The following is a 26,143-nucleotide window of genomic DNA, read 5'->3' as shown; positions in this document are numbered from 1 at the left end:
ACAAGCCCATCAACGGGAGAAACCCATGACCATCCTCAAGCTCTCCGCGGCCGCTCTCGTGGCCACCGTCGCGTTTGCCGGCGCCGCCGCCGCTCGTGACCAGATTCAGATCGCCGGTTCGTCCACCGTGCTCCCCTATGCCTCGATCGTTGCCGAAGCTTTCGGCGAAAACTTCGACTTCCCGACGCCGGTCGTTGAGTCCGGTGGCTCGGGCGCCGGCCGCAAGAAGCTCTGCGAAGGCGTGGGCGAAAACACCATCGACATCGCCAACTCCTCCTCGCGCATCAAGCAGTCGGATATCGACACCTGCACCGCGAACGGCGTCACTGAAATCCAGGAAGTACGCATCGGCTACGACGGCATCGTATTCGCGTCGGACATCAACGGTCCGGAATACGCCTTCACCCCGTCTGACTGGCACAATGCACTTGCCGCCAAGGTTCTGAAGGACGGCCAGCTGGTCGACAACCCCTACAAGAACTGGAACGAGATCCGCGCCGACCTGCCGGCGCAGCCGATCCTCGCCTTCATCCCGGGCACCAAGCACGGCACCCGCGAAGTCTTCGACGAAAAGGTCATCGTCGACGGCTGCAAGGAAAACGGCGCTGCCGAAGCTCACAAGGCTGCCGGCGCTGAAGATGCGAACAAGGCCTGCATGGCGCTTCGCACGGACGGCGTCGCTGTCGATATCGACGGCGATTACACCGAGACCCTGGCTCGCGTCGACGCCAACAAGAACGGCATCGGCGTCTTCGGTCTGTCGTTCTACCAGAACAACACCGACAAGCTGCGCGTCGGCACCATGAGCGGCGTTAGCCCGTCGGTCGAGACGATCGCTTCCGGTGAATATCCGGTTTCGCGTCCGCTCTACTTCTACGTCAAGAACGCTCACCTCGACGTCATCCCGGGCCTCCAGGAATATGTCGAGTTCTTCGTCTCTGACGACATGGCCGGCCCGAACGGCCCGCTCGCTGCCTACGGCCTCGTTTCCGACCCGGAACTTGCCAAGACCCAGGCTGCCGTCAAGGCCCGCACCCCGATGGGCGCTCTGAACTAATCGCCTGACAAGACCTGGCGGCGCGATGACCGCGCCGCCAGTTTCATTTCTCTTCCAGGGGATCCCGACACGATGAGCGTGGGCATCATAATCCTCGTCATAGCGGTGCTCGCGGCACTCGGCTATGTCCTTGGCAGGCAACGAGCCCTGTCTCTTTCAGCCGCAAGCGGCAAAAAACTTCATTCTCTTCCGGGCTATTATGGGCAGACCGTCGCGCTCTTCGTCGCGGTACCGGCCTTCCTGATCCTCATTGCCTGGCTTTTCATTCAGCCCATCATCATTGAAACCCGCGTCAACGGGATGATCCCCGACAGCGTGATCCCCGATGGCGGGGCCCGCAGCCTCGTCGTTTCCGATGTTCGCCGCATTGCAGGCGGACTCGACGCCGTTCTCGCCCGCAACGCAATGTCGGAAAGTGCGCTGGAAGACGGATCGGTCGACTTTTCGACCGTGCGCGCACAGCTCGCCGAAGTCGGCGTGGCCCTTGGCAGCGACGTGGCGCCTGAAGTTTTCCAGGCGGCAAAGTCCTACCGGCAGGATCAGAACCTCGGCCAGATCATGATGACGGTCGTCGTTCTCGCCGTTGCCATCGCGCTCGGCGCCTGGTCCTACATACGCGTTCATCCAGACCTGCGTGCCCGCAACATCAGCGAGAGCTTCATCAAGTCGCTTCTCATCGGCTCCTCGATGGTCGCCATCCTGACCACCGTCGGCATCGTGTTTTCGCTGGTGTTCGAGACCATCAACTTCTTCAAGCTCTATCCCGCCAGCGAGTTCTTCTTCTCGACCACCTGGAACCCGCAATTCCGCGGCGGTTCGGAGCTCGGCATTCTGCCGCTGCTCTGGGGCACTCTCTACGTCTCGTTCATCGCGCTCCTGGTCGCGGTACCGATCGGCCTGATGATCGCGATCTATCTGGCCGAATATGCCGGCAAGTCGCTCCGCAGCTTCGCCAAGCCGGCAATCGAGGTCCTGGCCGGCATCCCGACGATCGTCTACGGTCTCTTCGCCCTGATCACGGTCGGTCCGTTCCTGCGCGATTATCTCGCCCAGCCGCTCGGTCTCGGCAACTCGTCGTCGTCGGTTCTGACCGCCGGCCTCGTGATGGGCATCATGATCATCCCCTTCGTCAGCTCGCTGTCGGACGACATCATCAACGCTGTGCCGCAGTCGCTTCGTGACGGTTCCTACGGCCTTGGCGCGACGCAGTCGGAAACGATCAAGCAGGTCATTCTTCCGGCCGCCCTTCCGGGCATCGTCGGCGCCATCCTGCTGGCGGCCAGCCGCGCCATCGGCGAGACCATGATCGTGGTTCTCGGGGCGGGTGCCGCGGCGCGGCTCGATCTCAATCCGTTCGAGGCAATGACGACCGTCACCGTGAAAATCGTCGGTCAGCTGACCGGGGATACCGAATTCGCAAGCCCAGAGACGCTCGTCGCCTTCGCGCTTGGCCTGACCCTCTTCGTCTTCACGCTCGGGCTCAACGTACTGGCCCTCTACATCGTACGCAAATACCGGGAGCAGTACGAATGACCGACATTTCCGTATTCGACAACATCGCCAAAGGTGTCCAGTCGAAGTCGCTGCTCGCCATTGATGACCGCACGAAACGTCGCAATGCTGCGGAGGCCCGCTTCCGTCTCTGGGGCAGGATCGCGGTGGCGCTCGGTGTGCTTGCGCTCGTCGGCCTGCTCCTATCCATCCTCTCGAACGGCCTGTCGTCCTTCCAGCAGACCTATATCACCGTCAACGTGTTCCTCGATCCGGCAACGCTCGACAAGGACGGCACGCGGGATCCGGCAAACATCGCCAAGGTATCAACCTTCGGCTATGCGCCGCTGATCGAGAAGGCGCTCGCCGACGCCATGGCGACCAACGACATCACCGTCGAGGGAATGAACGCCAAGGCGGCCGCCGAGCTGATCTCCAAGGAAGCCCCGGCAAGCCTGCGCAACTATGTTCTCGCCAATCCCTCGGTGATCGGCGAAACGGTCGCATTCAACCTGCTCGCGTCGGGCCGTATAGACGGCTACTACAAGGGCCGGGTAACGATGGAAAGCGCTGCGCTCGACCGCAATACCTCGCCCGAGCAGCTCCGGCTTGCCGACGCGCTGAAAGGCGCCGGCGTGCTGACCACGAAGTTCAACTGGGATTTCTTCACCGCGCCCGACGCATCCGACACGCGTCCGGAGGCCGCCGGGCTCGGTGTTGCGATCCTCGGATCGGCCTACATGATGCTGATCGTCCTCGTCCTGTCGCTGCCGCTCGGTGTCGCCGCGTCGATCTACCTCGAGGAGTTCGCGCCGCAGAACAAGATCACCGACCTGATCGAAGTGAACATCGCCAACCTGGCGGCGGTTCCGTCGATCGTCTTCGGTATCCTCGGTCTCGCCGTCTTCATCAACTTCGCCGGCCTGCCGCAATCGGCACCGGTCGTCGGCGGCCTCGTGCTGACGCTGATGACGCTGCCGACGATCATCATCGCCACGCGCGCCGCGCTGAAGGCGGTTCCGCCGTCGATCCGCGATGCCGCACTCGGCGTCGGCGCCTCGAAGATGCAGTCGATCTTCCATCACGTGCTGCCGCTCGCCATGCCCGGCATCCTGACCGGCACGATCATCGGCCTGGCCCAGGCGCTCGGCGAGACCGCGCCGCTTCTCCTGATCGGCATGGTCGCCTTCGTCCGCGAATATCCGGCCGGACCGCCGGAGGGCTTCTTCGATCCGGCATCGGCGCTGCCCGTCCAGGTCTACAACTGGACCCAGCGCGGCGACCCGGCCTTTGTCGAACGGGCATCCGGTGCGATCATCGTGCTGCTGGTCTTCCTGGTGCTGATGAACCTGATCGCAATCATTCTCCGCCGCCGTTTCGAGCGTCGCTGGTAAGAGGGGCTGACAGATGAGTAACATGCCGACCACAATCACTACGACCACGACGAAAGCTGCAATCATGAATGAAACGAAGATCTCGGCCCGCAAGGTTCAGGTGTTCTACGGCGACAAGCATGCGATCAAGGACGTGGACATCGAGATCCGCCCCCGTTCCGTGACGGCCTTCATCGGCCCGTCGGGCTGCGGCAAGTCGACCTTCCTGCGGTGCATCAACCGCATGAACGACACGATCGCGAGCTGCCGCGTCGACGGCACGATCCTGATCGACGGTGAAAACATCTACGACCCGAAGGTCGATCCGGTGCAGCTGCGCGCCAAGGTAGGCATGGTGTTCCAGAAGCCGAACCCGTTCCCGAAGTCGATCTACGAGAACGTCGCCTACGGCCCGCGCATCCACGGTCTTGCCCGCAAGAAGTCGGACCTCGACGACATCGTCGCCTCCGCGCTGCAGAAGGCCGGCCTTTGGAACGAGGTGAAGGACCGCCTCGACGCGCCCGGCACCGGTCTCTCCGGCGGCCAGCAGCAGCGTCTCTGCATCGCCCGCGCCATCTCGGTGAGCCCTGAAGTGATCCTGATGGACGAGCCCTGCTCGGCGCTCGACCCGATCGCGACCGCCAAGGTCGAGGAACTGATCCACGAACTCAGGACCAATTTCACCATCGTTATCGTCACCCACTCGATGCAGCAGGCAGCCCGCGTGTCTCAGCGCACCGCCATGTTCCACCTCGGCGAACTCGTCGAGGAGAACGACACCGACAAGATGTTCACCAATCCGGACGATCAGCGCACGCAGGATTACATCATGGGTCGCTTCGGCTGATCCTCCTCACGCGCTCGTTTCAAGAACAGGAAACTCATAAAATGTCTTCCACACACATCTTATCGGCCTTCGATGAGGAACTGAAATACCTCATCCGGCGCATCTCCGAGATGGGCGGCATGGCGGAGCAGATGGTCGCCGACAGCGTCCGCGCCCTCGTGAATTCCGATGCCGCTCTCGCCCAGAAAGTAATCTCCGACGACGTAGTCATGGACGCCATCGAGCGCGAGATCGGCGACAAGGCGATCGTCACCATCGCCCGTCGCCAGCCGGTCGCTGCCGACCTGCGCGAGATCATCGGTGCTCTCAGGATCGCCAACGATCTGGAACGCGTCGGCGACATGGGCAAGAACAACGCCAAGCGCGTTATGGCGGTGCAGGGCACCGGTGTGCCGCGCAAGCTCGGCCGCGGTCTCGAACATCTCTGCGAACTGGTCCTCGTTCAGCTCAAGGAAGTGCTCGACGTCTACACGACGCGCTCGGCCGAGAAGGCCAAGTCGATCCGCGACCGCGATGACGAAATCGACGCCGTCTACACCTCGCTGTTCCGCGAACTCCTGACCTACATGATGGAAGACCCGCGCAACATCACCACCTGCACGCACCTCCTGTTCTGCGCCAAGAACCTGGAGCGCTGCGGAGACCATGCGACCAACATCGCGGAAACCATTTACTACATGACCACCGGCTCCCAGCCGGAGGGCGAACGGCCTAAGGAAGACCTGACGTCCTCGCTCGGTGCGGTCACGGAATAAGCAGGGCGGACGAAGACATGCAGCCGAAGATTGCCGTCGTCGAGGACGAGGAGGCCCTGAGCGTCCTCCTGCGCTACAATCTCGAAGCGGAAGGCTATGAGGTGGAAACGATCCTGCGCGGAGACGAGGCGGAACTTCGCCTCCAGGAGCGCGTGCCGGATCTTCTTATCCTTGACTGGATGCTTCCTGGGGTCTCGGGCATCGAGCTTTGCCGACGCCTGCGCATGCGACCCGAAACCGAGCGCCTGCCGATCATCATGCTGACGGCCCGCGGCGAGGAAAGCGAGCGCGTCCGTGGCCTTTCGACCGGCGCCGACGACTATGTCGTCAAGCCGTTCTCGACGCCGGAACTGATGGCCCGTGTCAAGGCGATGCTGCGCCGGGCCAAGCCGGAAGTGCTCTCCAGCGTGCTTCGCTGCGGCGATATCGAGCTCGACCGCGAAACCCACCGGGTCCACCGTAAGAGCCGCGAAGTCCGCCTCGGCCCGACGGAATTCCGCCTCCTCGAATTCCTGATGGCCTCGCCCGGCCGCGTCTTCTCGCGCTCGCAATTGCTGGATGGCGTTTGGGGTCACGACATCTATGTCGACGAACGGACCGTCGACGTGCATGTCGGACGCCTGCGCAAGGCTCTGAACTTCTCGAACATGCAGGATGTGATCCGCACCGTGCGCGGCGCCGGCTACTCGATGGAAGCCTGAAGCCTGCCGATCCCCACATCCCGAAAGGCCGCTCGTCGAGAGCGGCCTTTTCCATGACCGGATGCGGACATGAAAAAGGGCCCGAAGGCCCTTTGAAAATCAGGATTCTGACGGATCAGCGCGCCTGCTTGCGACGCTCCGACACCGGCTGGTAGGCCAGCTTGCCGTGGTAGCTACAGTAGGGCGATGCGTCGAGGGCCTCGCACCCGCAGAAATGGAAATCGTCCTTGGTCGGATCGCCGATCGGCCATTTGCAGGTGCGCTCGGTCAGCTCTGTCAAAATCAGCTTCTTAGAGATCGGAACGATCACGTCGTTGGCCGGCGAGAAGCGGGTTTCCTCGACGCCCTCGAACTCGGCGCCATCCTTCGAAACGAGGGCGTTGGCGGGCCGTGCAGCCGGGCGGGCAGCGACCGGACGCGGGTTGAAGGTCTGGGACCGCTGCGGTGCGGCGGGACGCTTCGTCGCCCGTGCGACCGAACTCGTTCCACCCGCCTTGACGCGCCCGGGCAGGTTGAGACGGTGAACCTTGCCGATCACCGCGTTGCGGCTCACTCCGCCCAACTGCGCCGCGATCTGGCTCGCGCTCAGACCTTCGGCCCATAATTTCTTGAGCCTTTCGACGCGCTCATCCGTCCAGTTCATGCCTGCTCTCCGCCTGTAGCATTGATGACAGAATCCATCACCGCTGCTTCGGAGGGTTCCGAAACAAAAATAACTTCGATACTGTCGGTGACTAGTTCCGCCGCATGCAGTCTAGTAATTGACGATTAACCTAGTGTGAGCCTGACTCCGTGACAAGAGTCGGCGGAATCATCGGGAATCGATTTTAAAGTTTTCCCCAACTTGCTTCCCGACGCGTTTCAAGAGCAAATTTTACCCTTGGCGAGGGTTTTCTCACACGCTTCGCCAACAAGCCCGCGAATGCGGTGTTTTGTTGACAGCAAGGGAGGAAATGGAGATAGTGCGGGCGCCGCCGCAAGGCGGCATTTTGATTTCCGGCACTTCCAACCGGTTGTCATCCCTCCGTCTCAATCCCCGCCTGCCGAAGGAGTTCCGCGCCATGGCCGAGGCATCCCCGCTCTATCAGACCTACATGCGCGCACCGCTGCGCTTCGAGCGAGGGGAAGGCGTCTGGCTCGTGACCGAGACCGGCGAACGCTATCTGGATTTCGCCGCTGGCATCGCCGTCAACTCGCTCGGCCACGCGCACCCGCATCTCGTCGAGGCGTTGAAGAACCAGGCGGACAAGCTCTGGCACCTGTCGAACCTCTATGACGTGCCGGGCCAGGAAAAGCTTGCCGAACGGCTGACGTCGGCGACCTTCGCGGACAAGGTGTTCTTCACCAATTCCGGTGCCGAGGCGCTGGAATGCGCGATCAAGACCGCGCGACGCTACCATTTCGCGCGCGGCAATCCCGAGCGCTTTCACATCATCACCTTCGAGGGCGCCTTCCACGGCCGTACGATCGCGACAATCGCGGCCGGGGGCCAGGCCAAGTATCTCGAAGGCTTCGGCCCCAAGGCCGCCGGCTTCGACCAGGTGCCATTCGGCGACCTCGACGCGGTGAAGGCTGCGATCACCGACGAAACCGCCGCCATACTGATCGAGCCGGTGCAGGGCGAAGGCGGCATCCGCGTCGTGCCGAACGAATTCCTTCGCGCACTCCGTGATATCTGCGACGAGAACGGCCTGCTGCTCATCCTCGACGAGGTGCAAAGCGGCGTCGGCCGGACCGGAAAACTCTTCGCCCATGAATGGGCCGGCATCACGCCCGATATCATGGCGGTCGCCAAGGGCATCGGTGGCGGCTTCCCGCTCGGCGCCTGCCTTGCGACCGACGAGGCGGCCGCGGGTATGAAGGCCGGCACCCATGGCACGACCTATGGCGGCAATCCGCTTGCCATGGCTGTCGGCAACGCTGTGCTCGACGTCGTGCTCGCCGATGGCTTCCTGCGCAATGTGCAGGATGTGGCACTGGTGCTGCGCCAGGGTCTTGCCGCGCTCAAGGATCGCTATCCCGATGTGATCGAGGATATTCGCGGCGAGGGGCTCATGCTCGGTATCAAGGCCGCCTGCCCGTCCGCCGACCTGCTGCTGGCCATGCGCGGCGAGCACATGCTCAGTGTCTCGGCCGGCGACAACGTCATCCGGCTGCTGCCGCCGCTGACGCTGACGGCAGAAGAGGCACGCGAGGGCCTGCGTCGGATCGAACGGGCTGCCGAAAGCCTGACGGCGGCGAATGAAAAGAAGAGCCTTCAGGGCTGACGGGTGGACCAATGGCATCTCCAAAACATTTTCTCGATCTCTCGGCTGTTTCCTCTTCCGATCTCCGGCTGATGCTGGACGACGCGATCGGCCGCAAGCGCGACACCAAGGCCGGCACGGCCGGCAAGCCGCTCGCCGGCAAGATGCTGGCGATGATCTTCGAGAAGCCATCCACCCGCACCCGCGTCTCTTTCGATGTCGGTATGCGCCAGCTCGGCGGCGAGACGCTGTTTCTCTCCGGCACCGAAATGCAGCTCGGCCGGGCCGAGACGATCGGCGACACCGCGAAGGTCCTGTCGCGCTACGTGGACGCGATCATGATCCGGACGACCGATCACAACCGCCTGCTGGAAATGGCGGAGCACGCCACTGTGCCCGTCATCAATGCGCTGACCGATCTTACCCATCCCTGCCAGATCATGGCCGACATCATGACCATCGAGGAGCATCGCGGCCCGGTGAAAGGCAAGACGCTCGCGTGGACCGGCGATGGCAACAACGTGCTGCATTCGCTGGTCGAGGGTGCTGCGCGTTTCGGCTACCGGATGAACATGGCGGTGCCCATGGGGTCGGAGCCTGACGACAAGATCCTCAACTGGGCGCGGAACAATGGCGGCGAGATCATGCTGTGCCATGATGCCGACCGGGCCGTTGCCGGCGCCGATGCCGTCATCACCGACACCTGGGTATCGATGAACCTCGAGCACAAGGCTCGCGGACACAACGTGTTCCAGCCCTTCCAGGTCAACGTCGAACTGATGAAGAAGGCCAACGCCGACGCGCTGTTCATGCACTGCCTGCCCGCGCACCGCGGCGAGGAGGTCACCGACGACGTGATCGACGGTCCGCAGTCGGTCGTCTTCGACGAGGCGGAGAACCGTCTGCACGCGCAGAAGTCGATCCTCGCCTGGTGCCTCGGCGCGATCTGACACCGGTGCCTAGGAAACGGTCCGGCGCTTGACCTTTTGGCGCCGGTTCCCCATGTGTGCGGTAAAATCTGGGGTGCCAGCCCCTTTTCGTTTGGCGCCGTGGCGCCGGGAGTTACCAAAGCATGGCAGACAGAACAGTAGAGCTTGGCGAATTCGGTTTCGCCGGTGACGACAGGGTCGTTCCGTTCCAGGTCGAAGGCCTCGACGTGCGCGGCCGCGCGGTGCAGCTCGGACCGCTGCTCAACAGCATCCTCGACCGCCACGACTATCCGCCGGCCGTAGCACGGCTGCTGGCCGAGACGATCGTTTTGACGGTGCTGATCGGAACCTCGCTGAAGTTCGAGGGCAAGTTCACGGTGCAGACCAAGACCGACGGTCCCGTCGATCTTCTGGTCGCCGATTTCACCACGCCGGAGAACGTCCGCGCCTACGCCCGTTTCGACGAGGAAGCTGTCGCGAGCGCCGTCGCGGCCGGTGAAGCCTCTCCGGAAAAGCTGCTCGGCACCGGCGTTCTCGCCTTCACCATCGACCAGGGCAGCTTCATGCAGCCCTATCAGGGCATCGTGCCGCTCGACGGCTCGTCGCTTGAGGAGATCGCCGGCGTCTATTTCCGCCAGTCGGAGCAGATCCCGACCCGCGTGCGCCTCGGCGTCGCCGAACTCTATGATCGCGACCAGACCGGCAAGCCGCGCCATGCCTGGCGTGCCGGCGGCCTTATCGCCCAGTTCCTGCCAGAGGCGCCGGAGCGCATGCGCCATCCGGACCTGCATGGCGGCGACGGCGATGACCGCGACAACGATCACGCCGAGGACGACGGCTGGGCGGAAGCCCGCCTGCTGGTCGATACCGTCGATGCCGACGAGCTGACCGATCCGCAGGTCGGAATCGAGCGACTGCTGTTCCGGCTGTTCCACGAGCGCGGCGTTCGCGTCTATGAGCCCAACGGCGTCTACGACCGGTGCAGCTGTTCGCGGGAGAAGATCAAGGGCGTTTTGCAGGGCTTCTCGGCCGAGGAGATCGAGGCCAGCCAGGAAGACGGCGCGATCGGCGTCACCTGCGAGTTCTGCTCGACCACCTACACCTATCCGGTGTCGGAACTGGAAAACGCCTGACCGGTTCGGCCGGCCTCAGTTCAGGACGCGCGCGAGACCCGGCGTATCGAGCGAGAATGCCGGGATCGCCACCTCGAACAGACGGCCCTCGTCGGTCTGCATCTGGTAATGGCCGAACATCATGCCCGACGGCGTGTCGAGCGGGCAGCCGGAGGAGTATTCGTAGGTGTCGCCCGGACGAAGCCGCGGCTGCTCGCCCACGACCCCCGGACCGCTTACCTCGTCGACCTGGCCGTTCTGGTCGGTGATGTGCCAGTAGCGCTGCACCAGGCGAACCGGCTCGCGCGAATGGTTGACGATCACGACCTTGTAGCCCCAGACATAGCGGCCGTCGTCCGGATCGGATTGCTCCTCCAGATAAAACGGCTCCACGATGACCTCTATGTCGCGGGTCACGGCACGATACATTCGGGCTCACCTCACATCGCTGATCAATCAGCATATTCTACACGATCAGGCCAAAATCAAGGAAGCCCGGCGCAAGAAGCGGTGAGGCAGCATGCCCGGGCGAGCCTAGGCTCGCCCGTCCGATGCCGTCAGCCCGGTATCTTGTCGAGCGCGCGCGCGAAATCCTCGACCAGATCCTCGCTGTCCTCGATACCGCAGGACAAGCGCACGAGACCGCTCGAAATGCCGAGCTCGGCGCGCGCCTCCTCCGACAAGTTCTTGTGCGTCGTCGTCGCCGGATGGGTGATCAGGCTCTTGGCGTCGCCGAGATTGTTGGAGATCTTCACGACCTCCAGCGCGTTCTGCAGGCCGAATGCCGCCTGCTTGCCGCCCTTCATCTCGATCGCCACCAGCGTCGAGCCACCCGTCATCTGACGGGCGATGATATCGGCCTGCGGATGGTCGGCGCGGCCCGGATAGATGACGCGGGCGACCTTCGGATGGTTTGCAAGGAAATCGGCGATCTTCGCGGCATTCTCGGTCTGTTGCTTCACCCTGAGCGGCAGCGTCTCGATGCCCTTCAGCAGCGTCCAGGCATTGAACGGCGACATGGCCGGGCCGGTATGGCGGAAGTAATCGTGCAGGTTCTCGTCGATCCACTCCTTGTCGGAGAGCACGACGCCGCCAAGGCAGCGGCCCTGTCCGTCGATGTGCTTGGTGGCGGAATAGACGACGACGTGGGCGCCAAGCTCCAGCGGCTTCTGGAACAGCGGCGTGGCGAACACATTGTCAACCACGACCTTGGCGCCAACCTGATTGGCGAGCTTCGCGACGCCCGCGATGTCGACCACTTCCAGCGTGGGGTTCGTCGGGCTTTCGAGGAAGAACACCTTGGTGTTGGGGCGGATCGCCGCTTCCCAGGCCTTCAGGTCGCGTCCGTCGACGAGCGTGCATTCGACGCCGTATTTCGGCGCCAGCGTCTCGACCACCCAACGGCAGGACCCGAACAGGGCGCGTGCGGCGACAATGTGGTCGCCGGCCTTCACCTGGCTCAGGATCGCGGCGGAAACGGCGGCCATGCCGGACGCCGTGGCGCGCGCATCCTCGGCGCCTTCCAGCAGGCACATGCGCTTTTCGAACATGTCGTTGGTCGGGCTGCCGTAGCGTGCGTAGATGAAGCCGTCATTCTCGCCCTTGAAGCGGGCCTCGGCGGCTTCCGCCGTGTCGTAGACGAAGCCCTGCGTCAGGTAGATCGCTTCGGAGGTTTCACCGAACTGGGAACGAAGCGTTCCCCCATGGACGAGGCGGGTTGCGGGACGCCAATTCTTGCTCATGCCGTCTGGCCTTTCAGACACAAAAAAACCGGTCGCAAATGCAGACCGGTTCTATCGACCCGGTCTTTTTAGCCATTTGTTTAACGTGGCTGCAAGCCGACCGGCCAAATCACCACGGGATAAGGCTGCAATACGCCTGATGCAGGCTTGCGTCAATTCCTCGACTTTGGTTTTGTCGCGCCAAATAGGAACGAAGACATGACGAGAAACGCGGGCATTCTGGCCGACCGGGCGATCGGCGAACTGTTCGGGCGCGGCCAGCTTCTGAGCGAAGCCATGCTCGATCACGACCAGATCCAACCGGCAAGCCTCGATCTCCGTCTCGGCTCCAAGGCGCTGCGCGTGCGCGCCAGCTTCATGCCCGGCCGTTCCAGCACGGTCGCCGACAAGCTGGAACGCCTGACGCTGCACGAGATCGACCTCGAAAACGGCGCGGTGCTCGAAACCGGCTGCGTCTACATCGTGCCGCTGATGGAAAGCCTCGACCTGCCCGGCGACATCTCCGCCTCTGCCAACCCGAAGAGCTCCACGGGGCGCCTCGACATCTTCACCCGCGTGATGGTCGACTATGCCCAGGAATTCGACAAGGTGCCGGCCGGCTACAAGGGTCCGCTCTACCTGGAGATCTCGCCGCGCACATTCCCGATCATCGTGCGCCGCGGCTCGCGCCTGTCGCAGATCCGCTTCCGCAAGGGTCATGCCCTGCTCGGCGAGCAGGAACTCGTCGACCTGCACGCCGCGGAGACGCTGGTGGCGGCGGATGCGCCGAACGTGTCGGGCGGCGGCATCGCGCTTTCCATCGATCTCAAGGGCTCGGGTCCCGAAGGCCTGATCGGCTATCGCGGCAAGCACCATACCTCTGTCATCGACGTCGACAGGAAGGCCGCCCACGACGTGCTCGACTTCTGGGAGCCGCTCTATTCGCGCGGCCGCGACGAGCTGATCCTCGATCCGGACGAATTCTATATCCTCGTGTCCAACGAGGCGGTGCACGTGCCGCCGCTCTATGCCGCCGAGATGACGCCCTTCGATCCGCTGGTCGGCGAATTCCGCGTGCATTATGCCGGCTTCTTCGACCCCGGTTTCGGCCACGCGGGCGCCGGCGGCGCCGGCAGCCGGGCGGTGCTCGAAGTGCGCAGCCACGAGGTGCCCTTCATCCTCGAACACGGCCAGATCATCGGACGCCTCGTCTACGAACACATGCTCGAACCACCGGAAGGCCTCTACGGCAGCGGTCTCGGCTCGAACTACCAGGCGCAGGGCCTGAAGCTCTCCAAGCATTTCCGCGCGCCCTGATTTGATCTTGAAGCGGGACCGTTGTTCCTGCTAGAGACAGAGCCGCAAGCGGGTGTAGCTCAATGGTAGAGCAGCAGCTTCCCAAGCTGAATACGAGGGTTCGATTCCCTTCACCCGCTCCAGCTGTCATTTAAGCATCTGCCTTTTGCCGCCGCCACAGCCTCGGCCACTTCAATTTTTGTGGGGGTTCGGTTGATGACGCCCCTTGCCCCACCACCACCGGCTTGTGCGGCGTCTTCGCCCAATGGAACGGTCGCCGGCGGAGGTCGTAGACGGCGCGCCAGGCGGCGGCGGCCATCATCATCCAGTAGAGCGGCACGGCGAGCCATCGCCAGCCGATCAGCCGCTTCTCGTAGCCGATCATGGCAACAGCGCCGAGGCCAAGAAAGCAGGCATAGGCGCCGAGCACGTTGACGATGTCGACGGCGATCAGCCCGACTTGCAGCAGGCTCAGCGGCGGCCGTGGCGCGCCCAGCATGGCGAAAACGGAGCTTAGAACCGTGATCAGCATCACCGGATGCAGGAGCGCCGAGAGCAGCATGCCGCCGACCAGCAGGTGGAAGACGACATAAGCGAGGAGACCCATCTCGCGCCTTGCCCTGCCACCATCGCGCATCACCACCAGCCAGGTCTGCAGCCACCCCTTGAACCAGCGGGTCCGCTGGCGCATCCAGACACCCATCTCCGTCGGCGCGTCCTCCAGCGTCTGGCGCCGCAACACGCCGCAGCGATAGCCGAGACGATAGAGCCTGAGGCCGAGATCGGCATCCTCGGTGACGTTGTACGGGTCCCAGCCGCCGACCTCGCGCAGGATGCGGGTGCGAAAATGATTGGAGGTCCCGCCGAGCGGCAGCGGCATGCGCAGGCGCGCCAGCACCGGCAGCAGCCCCCGGAACAGGCCCGCATACTCGACCGCGAACAGCGCACTCACCCAGGAGGCTTGCGCGTTGCTGATGATCAGCGGCGCCTGCAGGCAGGCCACCTTGTCCGGCATATGGCGGAAGCGGTGGCAGGCCTCGCGCAATTGCAGCGGATGCGGCCGGTCTTCGGCATCGTAGACGGCGACATACTCGCCTCGCGCGGCGCCGAGGACATAGCTCAGCGCCTTCGGCTTGGTCCTCGGCCCGATCGGCGGCACCTCGACGATTTCGCAATGCGGGCCGGGCCGCAGCGCCCTCAGGGCATCGATCGTCTCCCGGTCGTCAGCCTCGCAGACGAGCTTGACGTCGAGACGGGATTTCGGCCAGTCGAGCCGGTCGAGCGCCTTCAGCAGTTGGGCGGCCACAGGGGCTTCGCGGTAGAGCGCGACGATCACCGTATAGACCGGAAGATCCTCGTCCGGCGTATGCCTATCGATCGGCAAAAGCTCGCGAACGGCATAGAGCAGCGCACCGCCGCGCAGGGCAAGAGCCGCCAGATAGAAGCTGGAGACGCTGGCATGCAGCGCCAGCAGCACCGGGCCGCCAAACAAAGCAAGTCCGAGCCCGGCGCCGGCGCTTGCCGCTCCCAGCACGAAGCCCTGCAGGCCGGTCATGACGATGCGGGCCGAGAAGCGCGGCTGCCGCTCGAACAGACTGGCGCTGACGTTGAGCGCCCGGCGTGTCTCGCCAGCCTTCCAGACGGCGGCACGCATCGCCGAGGGCGTCGTCACCACAAGGCTTTTCGACAATGTCGGCATCGCGGCGATGCTGTCGAGCAGGTTTTCCATCCGTCCCGCCTGGGGGATGATGGCAACCGAAGGCGCGCGGCGTCGATCGTAGACCCTCAGCATTGTCGGCCGCTGCAACAGGACGTCCATGCCTTCGACATCCATGACGGCTTCCGGGTCGAGCGCGTCGACGAAGGGAAGCCCAGCAAGCCGGGCGAGCGCCGCATAGTAGGCCTCCTCTCGGATCCAGCCGGTCGCGAGAAGTTCCTGCTCGATTGTCGTTCCGCGCCGCGCCGCATTGTCGGCGGCGGCCGCTATGGCCGGCTTGGAGAACCCGAGGCGTTTCAGGATGCGGCACTCGGCGCTGTCTTCCGGAAACTCCCCGACCTCCGGACCTGGAGCCAAAACCGCTCCAACCGTTCGCGTGGCGCCGACATAGGTACCCTGCTCGCGGAAACCGCGATATTCCCCAAATCGCACTTGTCTGCTAAAGCGTCGCCAGAACGGAAACGCCCCCCGGCCTCGATCAGGCGTAGGATAATGGTACAATCTGAAGTTACACCCCTCAAACACTGGGGGAGGTCTGTGCGGCGGCTGATGCTTGTGCTTTCATTTGCCCTGCCGATCACGCCGCAGGCCACACAAGCGACGGATTCGCCGATGCCGCTGCTCTTCGACAAACGCGAGCGCCTGCCGCGCCCCGACCTTTCAGCGGTGCTCCGGCTGCGCTTCCTGACCTCGACCGATTTCCCGCCATTCAACTTCGCCGACCAGACCGGGCGTCTGGCCGGGTTCCATGTCGACCTCGCCCGCGAGCTCTGCGCCGAGCTCGGGCTGGAGGCGAAGTGCCAGATCCAGGCCCTGCCCTATGGCGATCTCGCCAATGCGCTGGCCGAGGGCCAGGGAGAGGCCGTGATCGCCGGCGTTGCTCCGACGGAGGCGCTTCGTGCGCGCTTTTCGTTTTCGCGACCGTTCATGATGCTGCCGGCGCGGTTCGTCGTCAGCCGGCGGGCCACGCTGTCCGGCGAGGATGCCCGCGCGCTCTTCGGAAAGACAGTCGGCGTGGTCGGCGGCACCGCGCACGAGGCGATGTTGAAGGCCTATTTCCCGACACTCAAGCCGAAGGCGTTCGAGGACCGGGCCGCGCTCTATTCCGCCCTGATCGGGGGCGATGTCGAGGTCGGCTTCGCCGATGCGCTGCAACTGAGCTTCTGGGCGAACGGCACCGCTTCGCAGAGTTGCTGCCGGCTGTTCGACGGTCCCTATTTTTCGCAGGACTTCCTGGGTGAAGGCTTGACGGTGATGGTCACGCGCTCGGATCCCCGAGTCGTCGAGGCGATCGACAGCGGTCTTGCGGCGCTCTCACGCGACGGGCGCCTGCAGGAGATCTACCTTCGGTATTTTCCCTATGATCTCTATGCCCAGCCGGCGGGCGCGATCGCGCCCGGCAGTCAGGCCTTGCGGTAACGGGCGATCGCGCTGCGCTCCAGCGCGGCGCAGGTCAGCTTATCAAGCCCGAGCCGGTCGCGCAGAAGCTGCAACAGCCGGATTTCCGCCTGGTTGACCGAGAGATCGACGGCGGCGACTTCCACCGCCACCGCATAGGCCGTGTCGTAGAGGCGGGGCGGCAAAGCGTCGCGGATAATCTCGAGCGCGATGTCGAGGCCTTCCGGGCCGCCGAGGATTTCGGCGCAGCGCTGCGACACGAGGATCAGGTTTTCCTTGTCATAGCCTTCGAAGACCGGGAGCACGTCGATCAGCTGGCCGATGCGCTGCAGTTCGCGATCGGGCATGGCGCTGTCGACCGCCGAAATCATCACCATGGCGAAGATCAGCGCGTCGTGGTGGGTGAACTGTTCCTTCATCTCGTTCTCGTCCTTGCCTGTCCTGCAAGCGTTCCCTGCCGCCTGCGGCAGGGGCGCGTTTTCGGGCGGCACACTATCGGAAGTCCGCCGCGATGCAAGCCGTAGCGGCCGGTCCGGCCGATCACGGCGGTGAGCCGGCCACGCGCGGATCGCCACCCCACAGCCCCTTCGTCGATGCCTTCGCCGCCTCGCCCGCCGCTTCGAGGCCGGAGCCGGATATCGGCTTCGCCCAGCCGTTTTCCGCCAGCCACAGGCCGATATCCGCATTGCCGACACGACAGGTGGTGAGCATCGCGGCGCCATCCCCTTCGGTGCCGTTGTCACAGGCGATCGTGCGGTTTCGCACCAGCATGCGCTGGCGCGTCAGCGCCACCATGCCGCAGGGCCAGCTTCCACCGCGAGGCGCATCGCAGACCGTCGACGGGGCGAGCGGTTCGAGGCCGCGCAAACGCACGATCCGGTCGCCGCTGCGAAACAGCCCGACCTCCAGGCTGACGGGACGGGGCAGGAGCACCACGGCGACGCGGGCGGTCGGCTTCGGCTCCGGTTGGCGGGAGGCAATGCGTTCGAGCGCGGTCGCGCCTTCGGCAAAGGGTGCGGCGAACCGCGCCGGGTCGATCGGTCGGGCGTTGCGCGTCTCGATGACGGCAGCGGCTGCGGCCGGGGCCGGCGTTTCATCCGCCGGAGCCGGCGCGGATGGCCGGTCCCGCAAACGCTCGCCCGCCCCCACCATCAACGCTGCCATCACCAGAACGCCCGCAAGTCCGACGCCGACCGTGCCGAGCAAACGCATAGGGGGAAATTCCTATTGGCTCGCCCAGACGATCCGGGCCATCCATTCGACGTCCTTGAGGTCGAACTGGCGGTTCGGGTGCTCGGGGTTCAGCGACAGAAGTTCGATCGAGCGGGGCGTCTGGCGAGCCAGCACCTTTGCCATCACCTCTCCGTCACGGGTCTTGACGACGACGCGATCGCCGCGCCGAACCTGGGCGCCCGGCTGGACGATCAGCACGTCGCCGTCGCGGTAAAGCGGCAGCATGCTGTCGCCCTGGATCTCGAGCGCATAGGCGCCTGCGGCCTCGCCCGGCGAAGCCGGAAACTCGACAACATCCCAGCCCTGACCGACGGGAAAGCCGCCATCGTCGAAAAAGCCGCCGGCGCCGGCCTGGGCAAAGCCGAGCAGCGGTATCGCGTCCGACCGCCGGCCGCCATCGGCACCCGGTGACAGCGAGATGCCGCCGCGCACGAAGGACATGAACTGGTCGAGGCTCGCCCCGGTCGCCTCCAGCACCTTGGCGATCGATTCCGTCGAGGGCCAGCGCATCCGTCCGTCGGGACCGACGCGCTTCGACTTGTTGAATGACGTCGGATCGAGGCCGGCACGGCGCGCCAGCCCCGATGGCGAGAGATCATGACTCTCCGCCAGCCGGTCTATGGCTTTCCAGATATTGTCGTGCGACAGCATGGCAGAACCCGAACGAGGCGGCCGGAAGGCCCGGCCCGTCAGGCAAATCTAGCCGAGACGATGAACGGAGTAAAGGAATAAAATCCTCTTTCCCCGACCCGTCAGGCCACCATCGCCATGTTGATCTTGCCGAGCTGGATAACGGCCTGGGTGCGGCTGTCGACCTTGAGCTTCAGCAGGATCGCCGAGACGTGGGCCTTGATCGTCGCTTCCGAGACGCCCAGTTCGTAGGCGATCTGCTTGTTCAGCAGCCCCTCGCCCAGCATCCCCAGAACGCGGCTCTGCTGCGGCGTCAGGGTGCGCAAGCGGTTGATCAGGTCGGTGACGTCGGAATCGGGTTCGGGCCCGTCCTGATAGCTTTCCGGCGTCCAGATGTCGCCTTCGAGGACGGACTGGATCGCGGCGCGGATTTCATCGATGCCGGAGGACTTCGAGATGAAGCCCGAAGCACCGAGTTCCAGCGCGCGGCGGATGGTGGCAGGGTCGTCGGTCGCCGAGACGATGACGATCGGCAGGCTGGAGAATTCGGCCCGGAGCGACATCAGGCCGGAGAAGCCGCTGACGCCAGGCATCGCCAGATCGAGCAGCATCAGGTCGGCGTCGCCATGATCGGCGGCGGCGCGGCGAGCGGCATCGAAGTCTCCCGCCTCGATGATTTCCTGCGTGCCATCCATGCCCGTCACGGCCTGCCGAAGCGCGCCGCGAAACAACGGATGATCGTCTGCGATGATGATTTTGATCGCTGTCATGCCAGAGCCCCCTCCCAAGAGCGAAGTCTTCCGAGCCGCGCAAGCGGACACGCCGACATTTATCCATATCGAACCTTATATACAATAGTCTAGGGTCGCGCGAAACGGGCATTTGAAGGGTCGTCAACCGACGGAAGATGAGACTGCTTCGCAAAGGGCGGCTCCGTATCGTCACCGATCCTTCATCGGTTCTTCACGTCCCTGTCACGCGAAGCGGCTATCCGGCGGTCGACCGAGACCTCCCGGAGTGCCGACCATGCGCCTCACCCCGCCGATCCTCGCCCTTGTCCTGACACTCGTTCCCTCGCTTGCCGAAACGACCGCTCCGGTCCTTTCCGAAGACGGCGGCACCGCCCGGGTGATCGCGGAACGACTTGGCGACGCCAACGGCTTTCGCGACCACGTGATGGTGGTGGCGCACCGGGCCGGCTGGAAGATCGGCGATCGTCCGGTCCGGGCGGAGAATTCCCGCGCGGCGATCCTGCATGCAGCAGAGATCGGCGTCGACATGGTGGAGCTCGACGTGCGGCGGTCATCGGACGGCGTGCTGGTCGTCATGCACGACGCGACGCTGGACCGGACCACCACCTGTCAAGGCGAGGTCGCGCGGTACAGCCTCGCGGCGCTGCGCGGCTGCCATCTCGTCGTCGAGGGATCGCAAGAGGTGACGGCGGAGACCGTGCCGACGCTTGCCGAGATGCTGGCTGTGGCGCGGGGACGCATTCTCGTCAACATCGACAACAAGCTCGAACCGGAGGACTTGCCTGAAATCGCCCAGGTTGCACGCGGTCTTTCCATGACCGACGGCGTGCTTTTGAAAATGGCGGTCTGGGACGAGGAGCGGCTGCGGCGGGCGATCGCGGTACGGGCCAGGATCGGCAACGGCATCGCCTTCATGCCGATCTTCGCCGACGACGCGGTCAATGACCCCGCCTTCATCGAGCGCGTCAACCGCCATCTTCTGGCGCCGGCGGCGGAAATGGTCGTGTGGCACAAGGATCCGGCGCAGGCGATCACGCCAGACGGCGGGGCACTGTTTTCACGGCAGGCCCAGGCCGCGGCGATCCGCACGAATGCGCATCTCTGGATCAATACCTATCCGATCACCGACCGGCCCGAGGGCATGGTCGCGGGCGGGCGCGGCGATGGTCTCGCCTGGCGCGAGAACCGGCAGGACGAGGTCTACCGCTTCTGGGTGGAGCGCGGCGCGACGATCATCCAGACCGACGAGCCGGAGGCGCTGATCGGCTGGCTTGAGGCCAATGCGCTGCGCCGCCCCTACACCTTGACGAACTGATCCAAGCGCAAGCCTGCGGCGGACGTCCACGAGTGTCGCTTACGCGCCGCCAGCCTCACCGAAGTAAAAATCCGGAATACACGTCGAAGTTGTTTCCAACTTTACTCAACTTTACTTTGGCTTTCGCGAAAATCCAAACAAAAAGTTAATGAGCGATTTCTAACGTTAAAGCTCTCTTAAGGAGTGATGCCTATATTTGGTACGCATAAAGGAGATGAATCATGCGTACCACCCTTATGCCCCTATACGGAGCGGCCATGATGCTGCTCTCCGCGACAGTCGCCAGCGCCGAACCGCCGATGCCCGATGTGAAGGGTCTCGTGACGCCGGAACTGGTGAAGACCATGCGCGAGTTCATCGAGACCGATATCGTGCGGATGTCGGTCCAGGCCCAGAACGACCGGCTGACGAAGCTCGACCAGGCTGCGATCGACAAGCTCGACGAGCAGTGGAAGAAGGAACGCGAAGACGCCGACAAGCCGCTGATCGCAGCGACGCTGTCCAATCCGCTGTCCGTCTATCTCGCCCGCATGCAGGGCCGCTCGCTCGGTCTCTATGCCGAAATCTTCGTGATGGACCAGAACGGCCTGAACGTCGGACAGAGCTCGATCACCAGCGACTTCTGGCAGGGTGACGAAGGCAAGTTCCAGAACACCTTCGACGTCGGCAAGGATGCCCTTTTCGTCGACGAGCCGGAATGGGACGAGGACAACAAGATCTGGCGTAACCAGGTGAGCTTTACGCTCAACGATGCGTCCGGAGCCAAGCAGATCGGCGCGGTGACGGTGGAACTCAACCTCACCGAACTCGAGCGCCGCGCCCAGGCGGGCTCCTGATACCAACCGGCGGCGCTGCCCCGGCGGGGGATGACGGCGCCGCTTAAAAGCGCAACCGGCGGGGACAGAGGCGGACGGCCGCGCTCGCAGACTACATAACCGAGGTTCATCATGCTGAAGAACATATCCGTCAGCGCAAAGGGTTTCGCCGCATTCGGCATATTGGCTGTCATCGCCATCGTCGCCTGCGCATTCATCTATACCCGTGCAACGACTGCAACGCATCTCGTGCAGAACGACATGAAGATCAACGAAGTCGTGGAAGGCACGGCGGCGTTCAACGAGACCGTGACGGCGACCAACCTGGCCATCAAGTCCTTCCTGCTGACCGGCAACCGGGACTACATGGCGCAGTACGACAGCCTTCAGGCCGAACTCGACCAGCAGATGACGAAGCTGGAAGCTCTTTATGGCGAAACGGCGCCGCAGAACGTTGCGACCTTCAAGGAAGCTGAAACTACTCTCAATCAGTGGCGCAACGACGTCATTGCCAAGCAGGTCCTGCTGATGCGCGACCCGATGACGGTGGAAACCGCCCGCGCCATCGAGGCGACCGGCGCCGGCGCGAAGCTGATGGACTCCTTCAAGGAGAAACTGACTGTCATCGATGCCGACATGAGCAAGATCGCCGCAGAGGCGCTTGTCCACGAAATGGCCGCGCTCGAATCGGTCGAGACGATCAGCCTTGCCGCATCGATTGTCGTCGCCATTGTCGCTGCCGTGATGGGCTTCCTCAACTTCCGCCTCGTCTCGCAACCGCTTGGACACCTGTCCGGCATCATGTCGCGGCTCGCCAATGGCGATCTCGACGTGCATGTCGAAAAGGGCGGCAAGGACGAAATCGGCCAGATGGCCGAAACGCTCAGCGTCTTCCGCGAGGCAGCGATCGCCAACAAGCGCCTCGAAACCGAGGCGGAAGAGAATCGCAAGCAGGCCGAGGCCGACCGCATCGCCGCGCAGGAGCGGGCAGAGGCGGAAGCCGCCGAACGTCTTCGCGTGGCGACCTCCGGTCTGGCTGGCGGCCTGAAGCGGCTTGCCGCCGGCGACCTGTCGTTCCAGCTGACCGAACCGTTTGCGCCCGACTTCGAGGCCCTGCGTCACGACTTCAACCAGTCGATCATGCAGCTCGGCACGGCCATGTCGGCGATCGCCAACTCGATCTCCACCATGGAAAGCGGTACCCGCGAAATCGCCTCCGGCTCCGACGACCTGTCGCGCCGCACCGAACAGCAGGCCGCCTCGCTTGAGGAAACCGCGGCCGCCGTGGAGGAAATCACCTCGAACGTCGCCAACTCCACCAAGCGCACGGAAGAGGCCCGCAGCGTCGCTTCGCAGGCCAACTCGTCCGCGACCCAGTCGTCGGAAGTCGTTGCCCGCGCCGAAGAGGCGATGCGCAAGATCGAGGGCAGCTCGCAGCAGATCTCCAACATCATCGGCGTCATCGACGAGATCGCCTTCCAGACCAACCTCCTGGCGCTCAACGCCGGCGTGGAAGCGGCACGCGCCGGGGAAGCCGGCAAGGGCTTCGCCGTCGTCGCCCAGGAAGTCCGCGAACTGGCACAGCGCTCGGCAAACGCCGCGAAGGAGATCAAACAGCTCATCCAGAATTCCAGCGCCGAGGTTTCCTCGGGCGTGGATCTGGTGCGCAAGGCAAGCGAAGCGCTCCGGACCATTGGCGGCTTCATCGGCGAGATGAACACGCACATGGACGCGATCGCCATCTCGGCCCGCGAACAGTCGACCGGTCTCACCGAAGTCAACCATGCGGTCAACGCCATGGACCAGACGACCCAGCAGAACGCGGCGATGGTGGAACAGTCGAACGCCGCCTCGGCCGCACTTGCCGCCGAAGCCGCCAAGCTTCGCCAGCTCGTCGTGCAGTTCAAGCTGGACGCCTCGATGGCCTCCAACCCCGCCGCCGCGCTTCGCGCCACAGCCCAGGCGATGGCCGAGCCGAGCCGCAGCACCCGTCCGGCAGCGGCACGGCCGATGCCGATGTCGCACGGCAATGCCGCTGTTTCCCAAAAGGATTGGGAAGAGTTCTGATCCCTCCCCGGAACCTTTCCCGCAGCAGAAAGCCCGCCCCCTCCGGCGGGCTTTCGCGTTGTTGATACGGCCATTTCCAGGGGGCTCGTCCGACAACATGGGCATCACATACGATGCCCCGCTCCAAAACCAGATGAATTTTATGGTATTATCAACAGCACAGGTCCAATCTATACGGTTCCGTAAGCATGCGCACCGATACTCTCGCTTCATCAGCCGGCATTGGCACGAACCCTTGCCGTTCCAATTGAAGGATTCGGAGGGCATATGAAAGTGTTTGGCGCGGACGTGAAAGCCGTTTTGGCGGCCATGAGCAAGTCTCAGGCGATCATCGAGTTCAAGCTCGACGGTACAATCATCACGGCGAACGAGAATTTCTGTCGGGCGCTCGGATACCAGCTCTCCGAAATCGTCGGTAAGCACCACAGGATGTTCGTCGAGCCGGCCGAGGCGGCGACGGCGGAGTATACCGACTTCTGGGCAAAGCTGGCGCGCGGCGAGTTCGACCGCAGGCAGTACAAGCGGATCACCAAGACCGGGGGCGAGATCTGGATCGAGGCCTCCTACAATCCCGTGTTCAGCGGCGGCAAGCCCTACAAGGTGGTGAAGTTCGCGACCGACATCACGGCGCAGAAGCTCAAAGCCGCTGAGGACGCCGGCAAGCTCGCGGCGATCTCCCGGGCACAAGCGGTCATCGAGTTCACGCCGAAGGGCGAGATCCTGACCGCCAACGAGAATTTCCTGAAGACGCTCGGCTACCAGCTTGGCGAAGTCCAAGGCAAGCACCACTCGATGTTCTGCGAGCAGAGCTACGTCAACAGCGACGAGTATCGCGGCTTCTGGGCGCGGCTCGCCGGCGGTGAATTCTTCTCCGACGAGTTCATGCGCATCGGCAAGGGCGGCAGGAAGGTCTTCATCCAGGCTTCCTACAACCCGATCTTCGACATGAACGGCAAGGTGTTCAAAGTCGTGAAGTTCGCGACCAACGTGACGCAGCGGGTGGAGAACGTCAACCAGCTCGGGCGGTCGCTCAACGCGCTGTCCGAGGGCGATCTGACGCAGGACGTGTCCAGCCCGTTCCTGCCCGCGCTCGACAAGCTGCGCGTCGATTTCAACAGTGCGGCGGCAAAGCTGCGCCAGACGCTACACACGATTTCGCAGAATGCCGGCGTTATCGCGGCGGCTTCGCAACAGGTGCAGACTGCCTCCAACGAACTGGCCAAACGAACGGAAACCCAGGCCGCGTCGGTCGAGGAAACGGCGGCGGCACTCGAAGAGATCACCACCACGGTTTCGGACTCCAGCAACCGGGCCCAGGAAGCGGGCAAGCTGGTGCGCGAGACCAAGGACAATGCGGAGCGCTCCGGCGACGTTGTCGGCCAGGCGGTGGACGCCATGGGCAAGATCGAGACCTCCGCTGGCGAGATCGGCAATATCATCGGCGTGATCGACGAGATCGCCTTCCAGACCAACCTCCTGGCGCTGAACGCAGGCGTGGAAGCGGCTCGCGCGGGCGAGGCCGGCAAGGGTTTCGCCGTCGTCGCCCAGGAAGTCCGTGAACTGGCGCAGCGATCGGCCAAGGCTGCCAAGGAGATCAAAGAGCTGATCAACGCCTCCAACGGTCACGTGAAGAGCGGCGTGGCGCTGGTCGGCGAAACCGGCAAGGCGCTCCGGGAGATCGTCACCCAGGTGGTGCAGGTCAACGGCAATGTCGCCGCCATCGTCGAGGCGTCGCGCGAACAGGCGACGGGACTGAAGGAGATCAACACAGCCGTCAACAGGATGGACCAGGGCACGCAGCAGAACGCCGCCATGGTGGAGGAAACCTCCGCAGCCGCCCACAGCCTGGCCCGCGAGGCCGAGCAGTTGTTCCAGCTGCTGTCGCAGTTCAACATCGGCACCGGCCCGGCGGCCTCCCGCGGCACGCCAAAGGCCGCGACCCCCGCCTCGAAGCCTGTCACCTCACCGGCGCGACAGATGACGGCGCGCGTCGCAACCGCATTCCACGGCAATGCGGCGTTGAAGGGTGATACCTGGGAAGAGTTCTGAGCGAGGCGCTGGAACGGCAATCGTCCAGGCCTGCCGCAAACAGGCGTGGTAACTCTGCAAGCCACGCCTGAAGCCGGGTGCAGTTCAGTTTTGGAGCGCCGTCTATCGTCCTCATCTTGCCGTTCAAACCGACAGATGAGGACCATCAGGAGACAGAGTCTTCGCAGTCCGCTGCTGTGCAAACAAGCTATCAACAACGTCTGAAACACGCCCAGGCCGTCGAAAGCGCGCTCAGTGCCATCAGGGACTCTCTTCGGCAGGACGACTCGCAAGCCGGCACGTTGGGCAAGGTGGAATAATATTCCGCACGCGATCGGTCCCGCCGAACGATGCCTTTGCCATCGCCGGGGCAACACGGTCGGCGATCGATGCAGGGCACGCCGCCTGCCCATCTCCCCTTGGCGGGGGAGAAAGCGATTTCGATGAATTAGCCGTGGCGCAGCCACGGCTAAACATCTGAAATCGCACGGGAGGGGTTCCTTACCCACTCCCACCAATCTGAGGTCTGGCCTGATCGAGCGTCCCAAGGGCTTGGCTTTGGATCCTCGGGTCATCCTCGGGTTTAACCCGAGGACGAGGATGACGACCGGATGAGGAGGCGACCGGTGCCACAAGAGGCCTCTAATCTGCGGGAACCTC

Annotated in this window: 23 protein-coding genes, 1 tRNA gene and 1 riboswitch; of the genes, 16 read left to right on the top strand and 8 right to left on the bottom strand. The window is 63.9% G+C overall.

Annotated elements, in window-relative coordinates; genetic code table 11:
- Positions 1-25: 25 nt before the first annotated feature.
- From J5J10_RS16190 to phoB, 6 genes are all read left to right on the top strand, one after another.
- Positions 26-1,057 (top strand): substrate-binding domain-containing protein, encoded by a 1,032-nt coding sequence (locus J5J10_RS16190; RefSeq protein ID WP_208547985.1) that lies wholly within the window; start codon positions 26-28, stop codon positions 1,055-1,057.
- Between the two features lie 72 nt (positions 1,058-1,129).
- Positions 1,130-2,590: a phosphate ABC transporter permease subunit PstC gene (gene pstC, locus J5J10_RS16185; protein WP_211930644.1), complete on the top strand. Its 1,461-nt coding sequence runs from the start codon at positions 1,130-1,132 to the stop codon at positions 2,588-2,590.
- The gene (gene pstA, locus J5J10_RS16180; RefSeq protein WP_211930643.1) at positions 2,587-3,942 is read left to right on the top strand and encodes a phosphate ABC transporter permease PstA; all 1,356 of its coding nucleotides are present in this window, start codon (positions 2,587-2,589) and stop codon (positions 3,940-3,942) included. The genes pstC and pstA overlap by 4 nt, the downstream gene beginning before the upstream one ends.
- A 64-nt stretch (positions 3,943-4,006) precedes the next feature.
- A complete protein-coding gene (gene pstB, locus J5J10_RS16175; protein WP_246745768.1) occupies positions 4,007-4,768 on the top strand; it encodes a phosphate ABC transporter ATP-binding protein PstB in 762 nt (253 codons plus the stop codon).
- Between the two features lie 41 nt (positions 4,769-4,809).
- On the top strand, positions 4,810-5,523 hold the full coding sequence (gene phoU / locus J5J10_RS16170) for a phosphate signaling complex protein PhoU (protein WP_208547988.1): 714 nt from the start codon (positions 4,810-4,812) through the stop codon (positions 5,521-5,523).
- Between the two features lie 17 nt (positions 5,524-5,540).
- A complete protein-coding gene (gene phoB / locus J5J10_RS16165) occupies positions 5,541-6,224 on the top strand; it encodes a phosphate regulon transcriptional regulator PhoB (protein ID WP_208547989.1) in 684 nt (227 codons plus the stop codon).
- A gap of 115 nt (positions 6,225-6,339) precedes the next feature.
- Here the strand turns inward: phoB and J5J10_RS16160 are convergent, their stop codons facing one another.
- Positions 6,340-6,867 (bottom strand): GcrA family cell cycle regulator, encoded by a 528-nt coding sequence (locus J5J10_RS16160; protein ID WP_211930642.1) that lies wholly within the window; start codon positions 6,865-6,867, stop codon positions 6,340-6,342.
- 418 nt (positions 6,868-7,285) lie between these two features.
- On the opposite strand from J5J10_RS16160, the gene J5J10_RS16155 reads away from it, so the two are divergent.
- From J5J10_RS16155 to J5J10_RS16145, 3 genes are all read left to right on the top strand, one after another.
- Positions 7,286-8,491, top strand: a complete 1,206-nt coding sequence (locus J5J10_RS16155; RefSeq protein ID WP_211930641.1) for an aspartate aminotransferase family protein — start codon at positions 7,286-7,288, stop codon at positions 8,489-8,491.
- An 11-nt stretch (positions 8,492-8,502) separates the two neighbouring features.
- Positions 8,503-9,420, top strand: a complete 918-nt coding sequence (gene argF / locus J5J10_RS16150) for an ornithine carbamoyltransferase (RefSeq protein ID WP_211930640.1) — start codon at positions 8,503-8,505, stop codon at positions 9,418-9,420.
- A 122-nt stretch (positions 9,421-9,542) separates the two neighbouring features.
- Positions 9,543-10,532 carry an Hsp33 family molecular chaperone gene (locus J5J10_RS16145; protein ID WP_211930639.1) on the top strand — a complete coding sequence of 330 codons (990 nt, stop codon included), beginning with the start codon at positions 9,543-9,545 and terminating at the stop codon, positions 10,530-10,532.
- Positions 10,533-10,547: 15 nt separating this feature from the next.
- On the opposite strand, the gene apaG is transcribed toward J5J10_RS16145, so the two are convergent.
- The gene (apaG, locus tag J5J10_RS16140) at positions 10,548-10,940 is read right to left on the bottom strand and encodes a Co2+/Mg2+ efflux protein ApaG (protein ID WP_208547993.1); all 393 of its coding nucleotides are present in this window, start codon (positions 10,938-10,940) and stop codon (positions 10,548-10,550) included.
- A 128-nt stretch (positions 10,941-11,068) separates the two neighbouring features.
- A complete protein-coding gene (locus J5J10_RS16135) occupies positions 11,069-12,253 on the bottom strand; it encodes an O-succinylhomoserine sulfhydrylase (protein WP_211930638.1) in 1,185 nt (394 codons plus the stop codon).
- 47 nt (positions 12,254-12,300) lie between these two features.
- A riboswitch (SAM riboswitch) is annotated at positions 12,301-12,379 on the bottom strand.
- A gap of 72 nt (positions 12,380-12,451) precedes the next feature.
- Between J5J10_RS16135 and J5J10_RS16130 the strand changes: the two genes are divergently transcribed.
- Together J5J10_RS16130 and J5J10_RS16125 are read left to right on the top strand one after the other, a co-directional pair.
- Positions 12,452-13,549, top strand: coding sequence for a 2'-deoxycytidine 5'-triphosphate deaminase (locus J5J10_RS16130; protein WP_211930637.1), 1,098 nt, complete (start codon positions 12,452-12,454; stop codon positions 13,547-13,549).
- A gap of 48 nt (positions 13,550-13,597) precedes the next feature.
- Positions 13,598-13,671, top strand: a tRNA-Gly gene (locus J5J10_RS16125).
- Positions 13,672-13,679: 8 nt separating this feature from the next.
- Here the strand turns inward: J5J10_RS16125 and J5J10_RS16120 are convergent.
- The gene (locus tag J5J10_RS16120; RefSeq protein ID WP_211930636.1) at positions 13,680-15,602 is read right to left on the bottom strand and encodes a glycosyltransferase family 2 protein; all 1,923 of its coding nucleotides are present in this window, start codon (positions 15,600-15,602) and stop codon (positions 13,680-13,682) included.
- Positions 15,603-15,794: 192 nt separating this feature from the next.
- Between J5J10_RS16120 and J5J10_RS16115 the strand changes: the two genes are divergently transcribed.
- Positions 15,795-16,664, top strand: coding sequence for a transporter substrate-binding domain-containing protein (locus tag J5J10_RS16115; protein ID WP_211930635.1), 870 nt, complete (start codon positions 15,795-15,797; stop codon positions 16,662-16,664).
- Here J5J10_RS16115 and J5J10_RS16110 read toward each other — a convergent pair.
- From J5J10_RS16110 to J5J10_RS16095, 4 genes are all read right to left on the bottom strand, one after another.
- Positions 16,649-17,062: a tellurite resistance TerB family protein gene (locus tag J5J10_RS16110; RefSeq protein WP_211930634.1), complete on the bottom strand. Its 414-nt coding sequence runs from the start codon at positions 17,060-17,062 to the stop codon at positions 16,649-16,651. The two genes, J5J10_RS16115 and J5J10_RS16110, sit on opposite strands and share 16 nt — an antisense overlap.
- 121 nt (positions 17,063-17,183) lie before the next feature.
- On the bottom strand, positions 17,184-17,855 hold the full coding sequence (locus J5J10_RS16105; protein WP_211930633.1) for a thermonuclease family protein: 672 nt from the start codon (positions 17,853-17,855) through the stop codon (positions 17,184-17,186).
- 12 nt (positions 17,856-17,867) lie between these two features.
- A complete protein-coding gene (locus J5J10_RS16100) occupies positions 17,868-18,527 on the bottom strand; it encodes a helix-turn-helix transcriptional regulator (protein ID WP_208547999.1) in 660 nt (219 codons plus the stop codon).
- A 101-nt stretch (positions 18,528-18,628) separates the two neighbouring features.
- Positions 18,629-19,276, bottom strand: coding sequence for a response regulator transcription factor (locus J5J10_RS16095; protein ID WP_211930632.1), 648 nt, complete (start codon positions 19,274-19,276; stop codon positions 18,629-18,631).
- A 256-nt stretch (positions 19,277-19,532) separates the two neighbouring features.
- Here J5J10_RS16095 and J5J10_RS16090 point away from each other — a divergent pair, with 256 nt between their 5' ends.
- The 4 genes from J5J10_RS16090 to J5J10_RS16075 all read left to right on the top strand — a co-directional run bounded on the left by J5J10_RS16090 (position 19,533) and on the right by J5J10_RS16075 (position 25,504).
- Positions 19,533-20,573 carry a glycerophosphodiester phosphodiesterase family protein gene (locus tag J5J10_RS16090; protein ID WP_211930631.1) on the top strand — a complete coding sequence of 347 codons (1,041 nt, stop codon included), beginning with the start codon at positions 19,533-19,535 and terminating at the stop codon, positions 20,571-20,573.
- Between the two features lie 221 nt (positions 20,574-20,794).
- Positions 20,795-21,409: a hypothetical protein gene (locus J5J10_RS16085; RefSeq protein ID WP_246745769.1), complete on the top strand. Its 615-nt coding sequence runs from the start codon at positions 20,795-20,797 to the stop codon at positions 21,407-21,409.
- A gap of 111 nt (positions 21,410-21,520) precedes the next feature.
- Entirely contained in the window at positions 21,521-23,455 is a 1,935-nt protein-coding gene (locus J5J10_RS16080) for a methyl-accepting chemotaxis protein (protein ID WP_211930630.1), read from the top strand.
- Between the two features lie 267 nt (positions 23,456-23,722).
- Positions 23,723-25,504 carry a PAS domain-containing methyl-accepting chemotaxis protein gene (locus tag J5J10_RS16075; protein ID WP_211930629.1) on the top strand — a complete coding sequence of 594 codons (1,782 nt, stop codon included), beginning with the start codon at positions 23,723-23,725 and terminating at the stop codon, positions 25,502-25,504.
- Positions 25,505-26,143: the final 639 nt, after the last annotated feature.

This window comes from Ciceribacter sp. L1K23 (assembly GCF_018122705.1).
Classification (GTDB): domain Bacteria; phylum Pseudomonadota; class Alphaproteobacteria; order Rhizobiales; family Rhizobiaceae; genus Allorhizobium.
The sequence above is the reverse complement of the archived record's forward strand: the minus strand, read 5'-3'. Positions and strand labels throughout refer to the sequence as shown.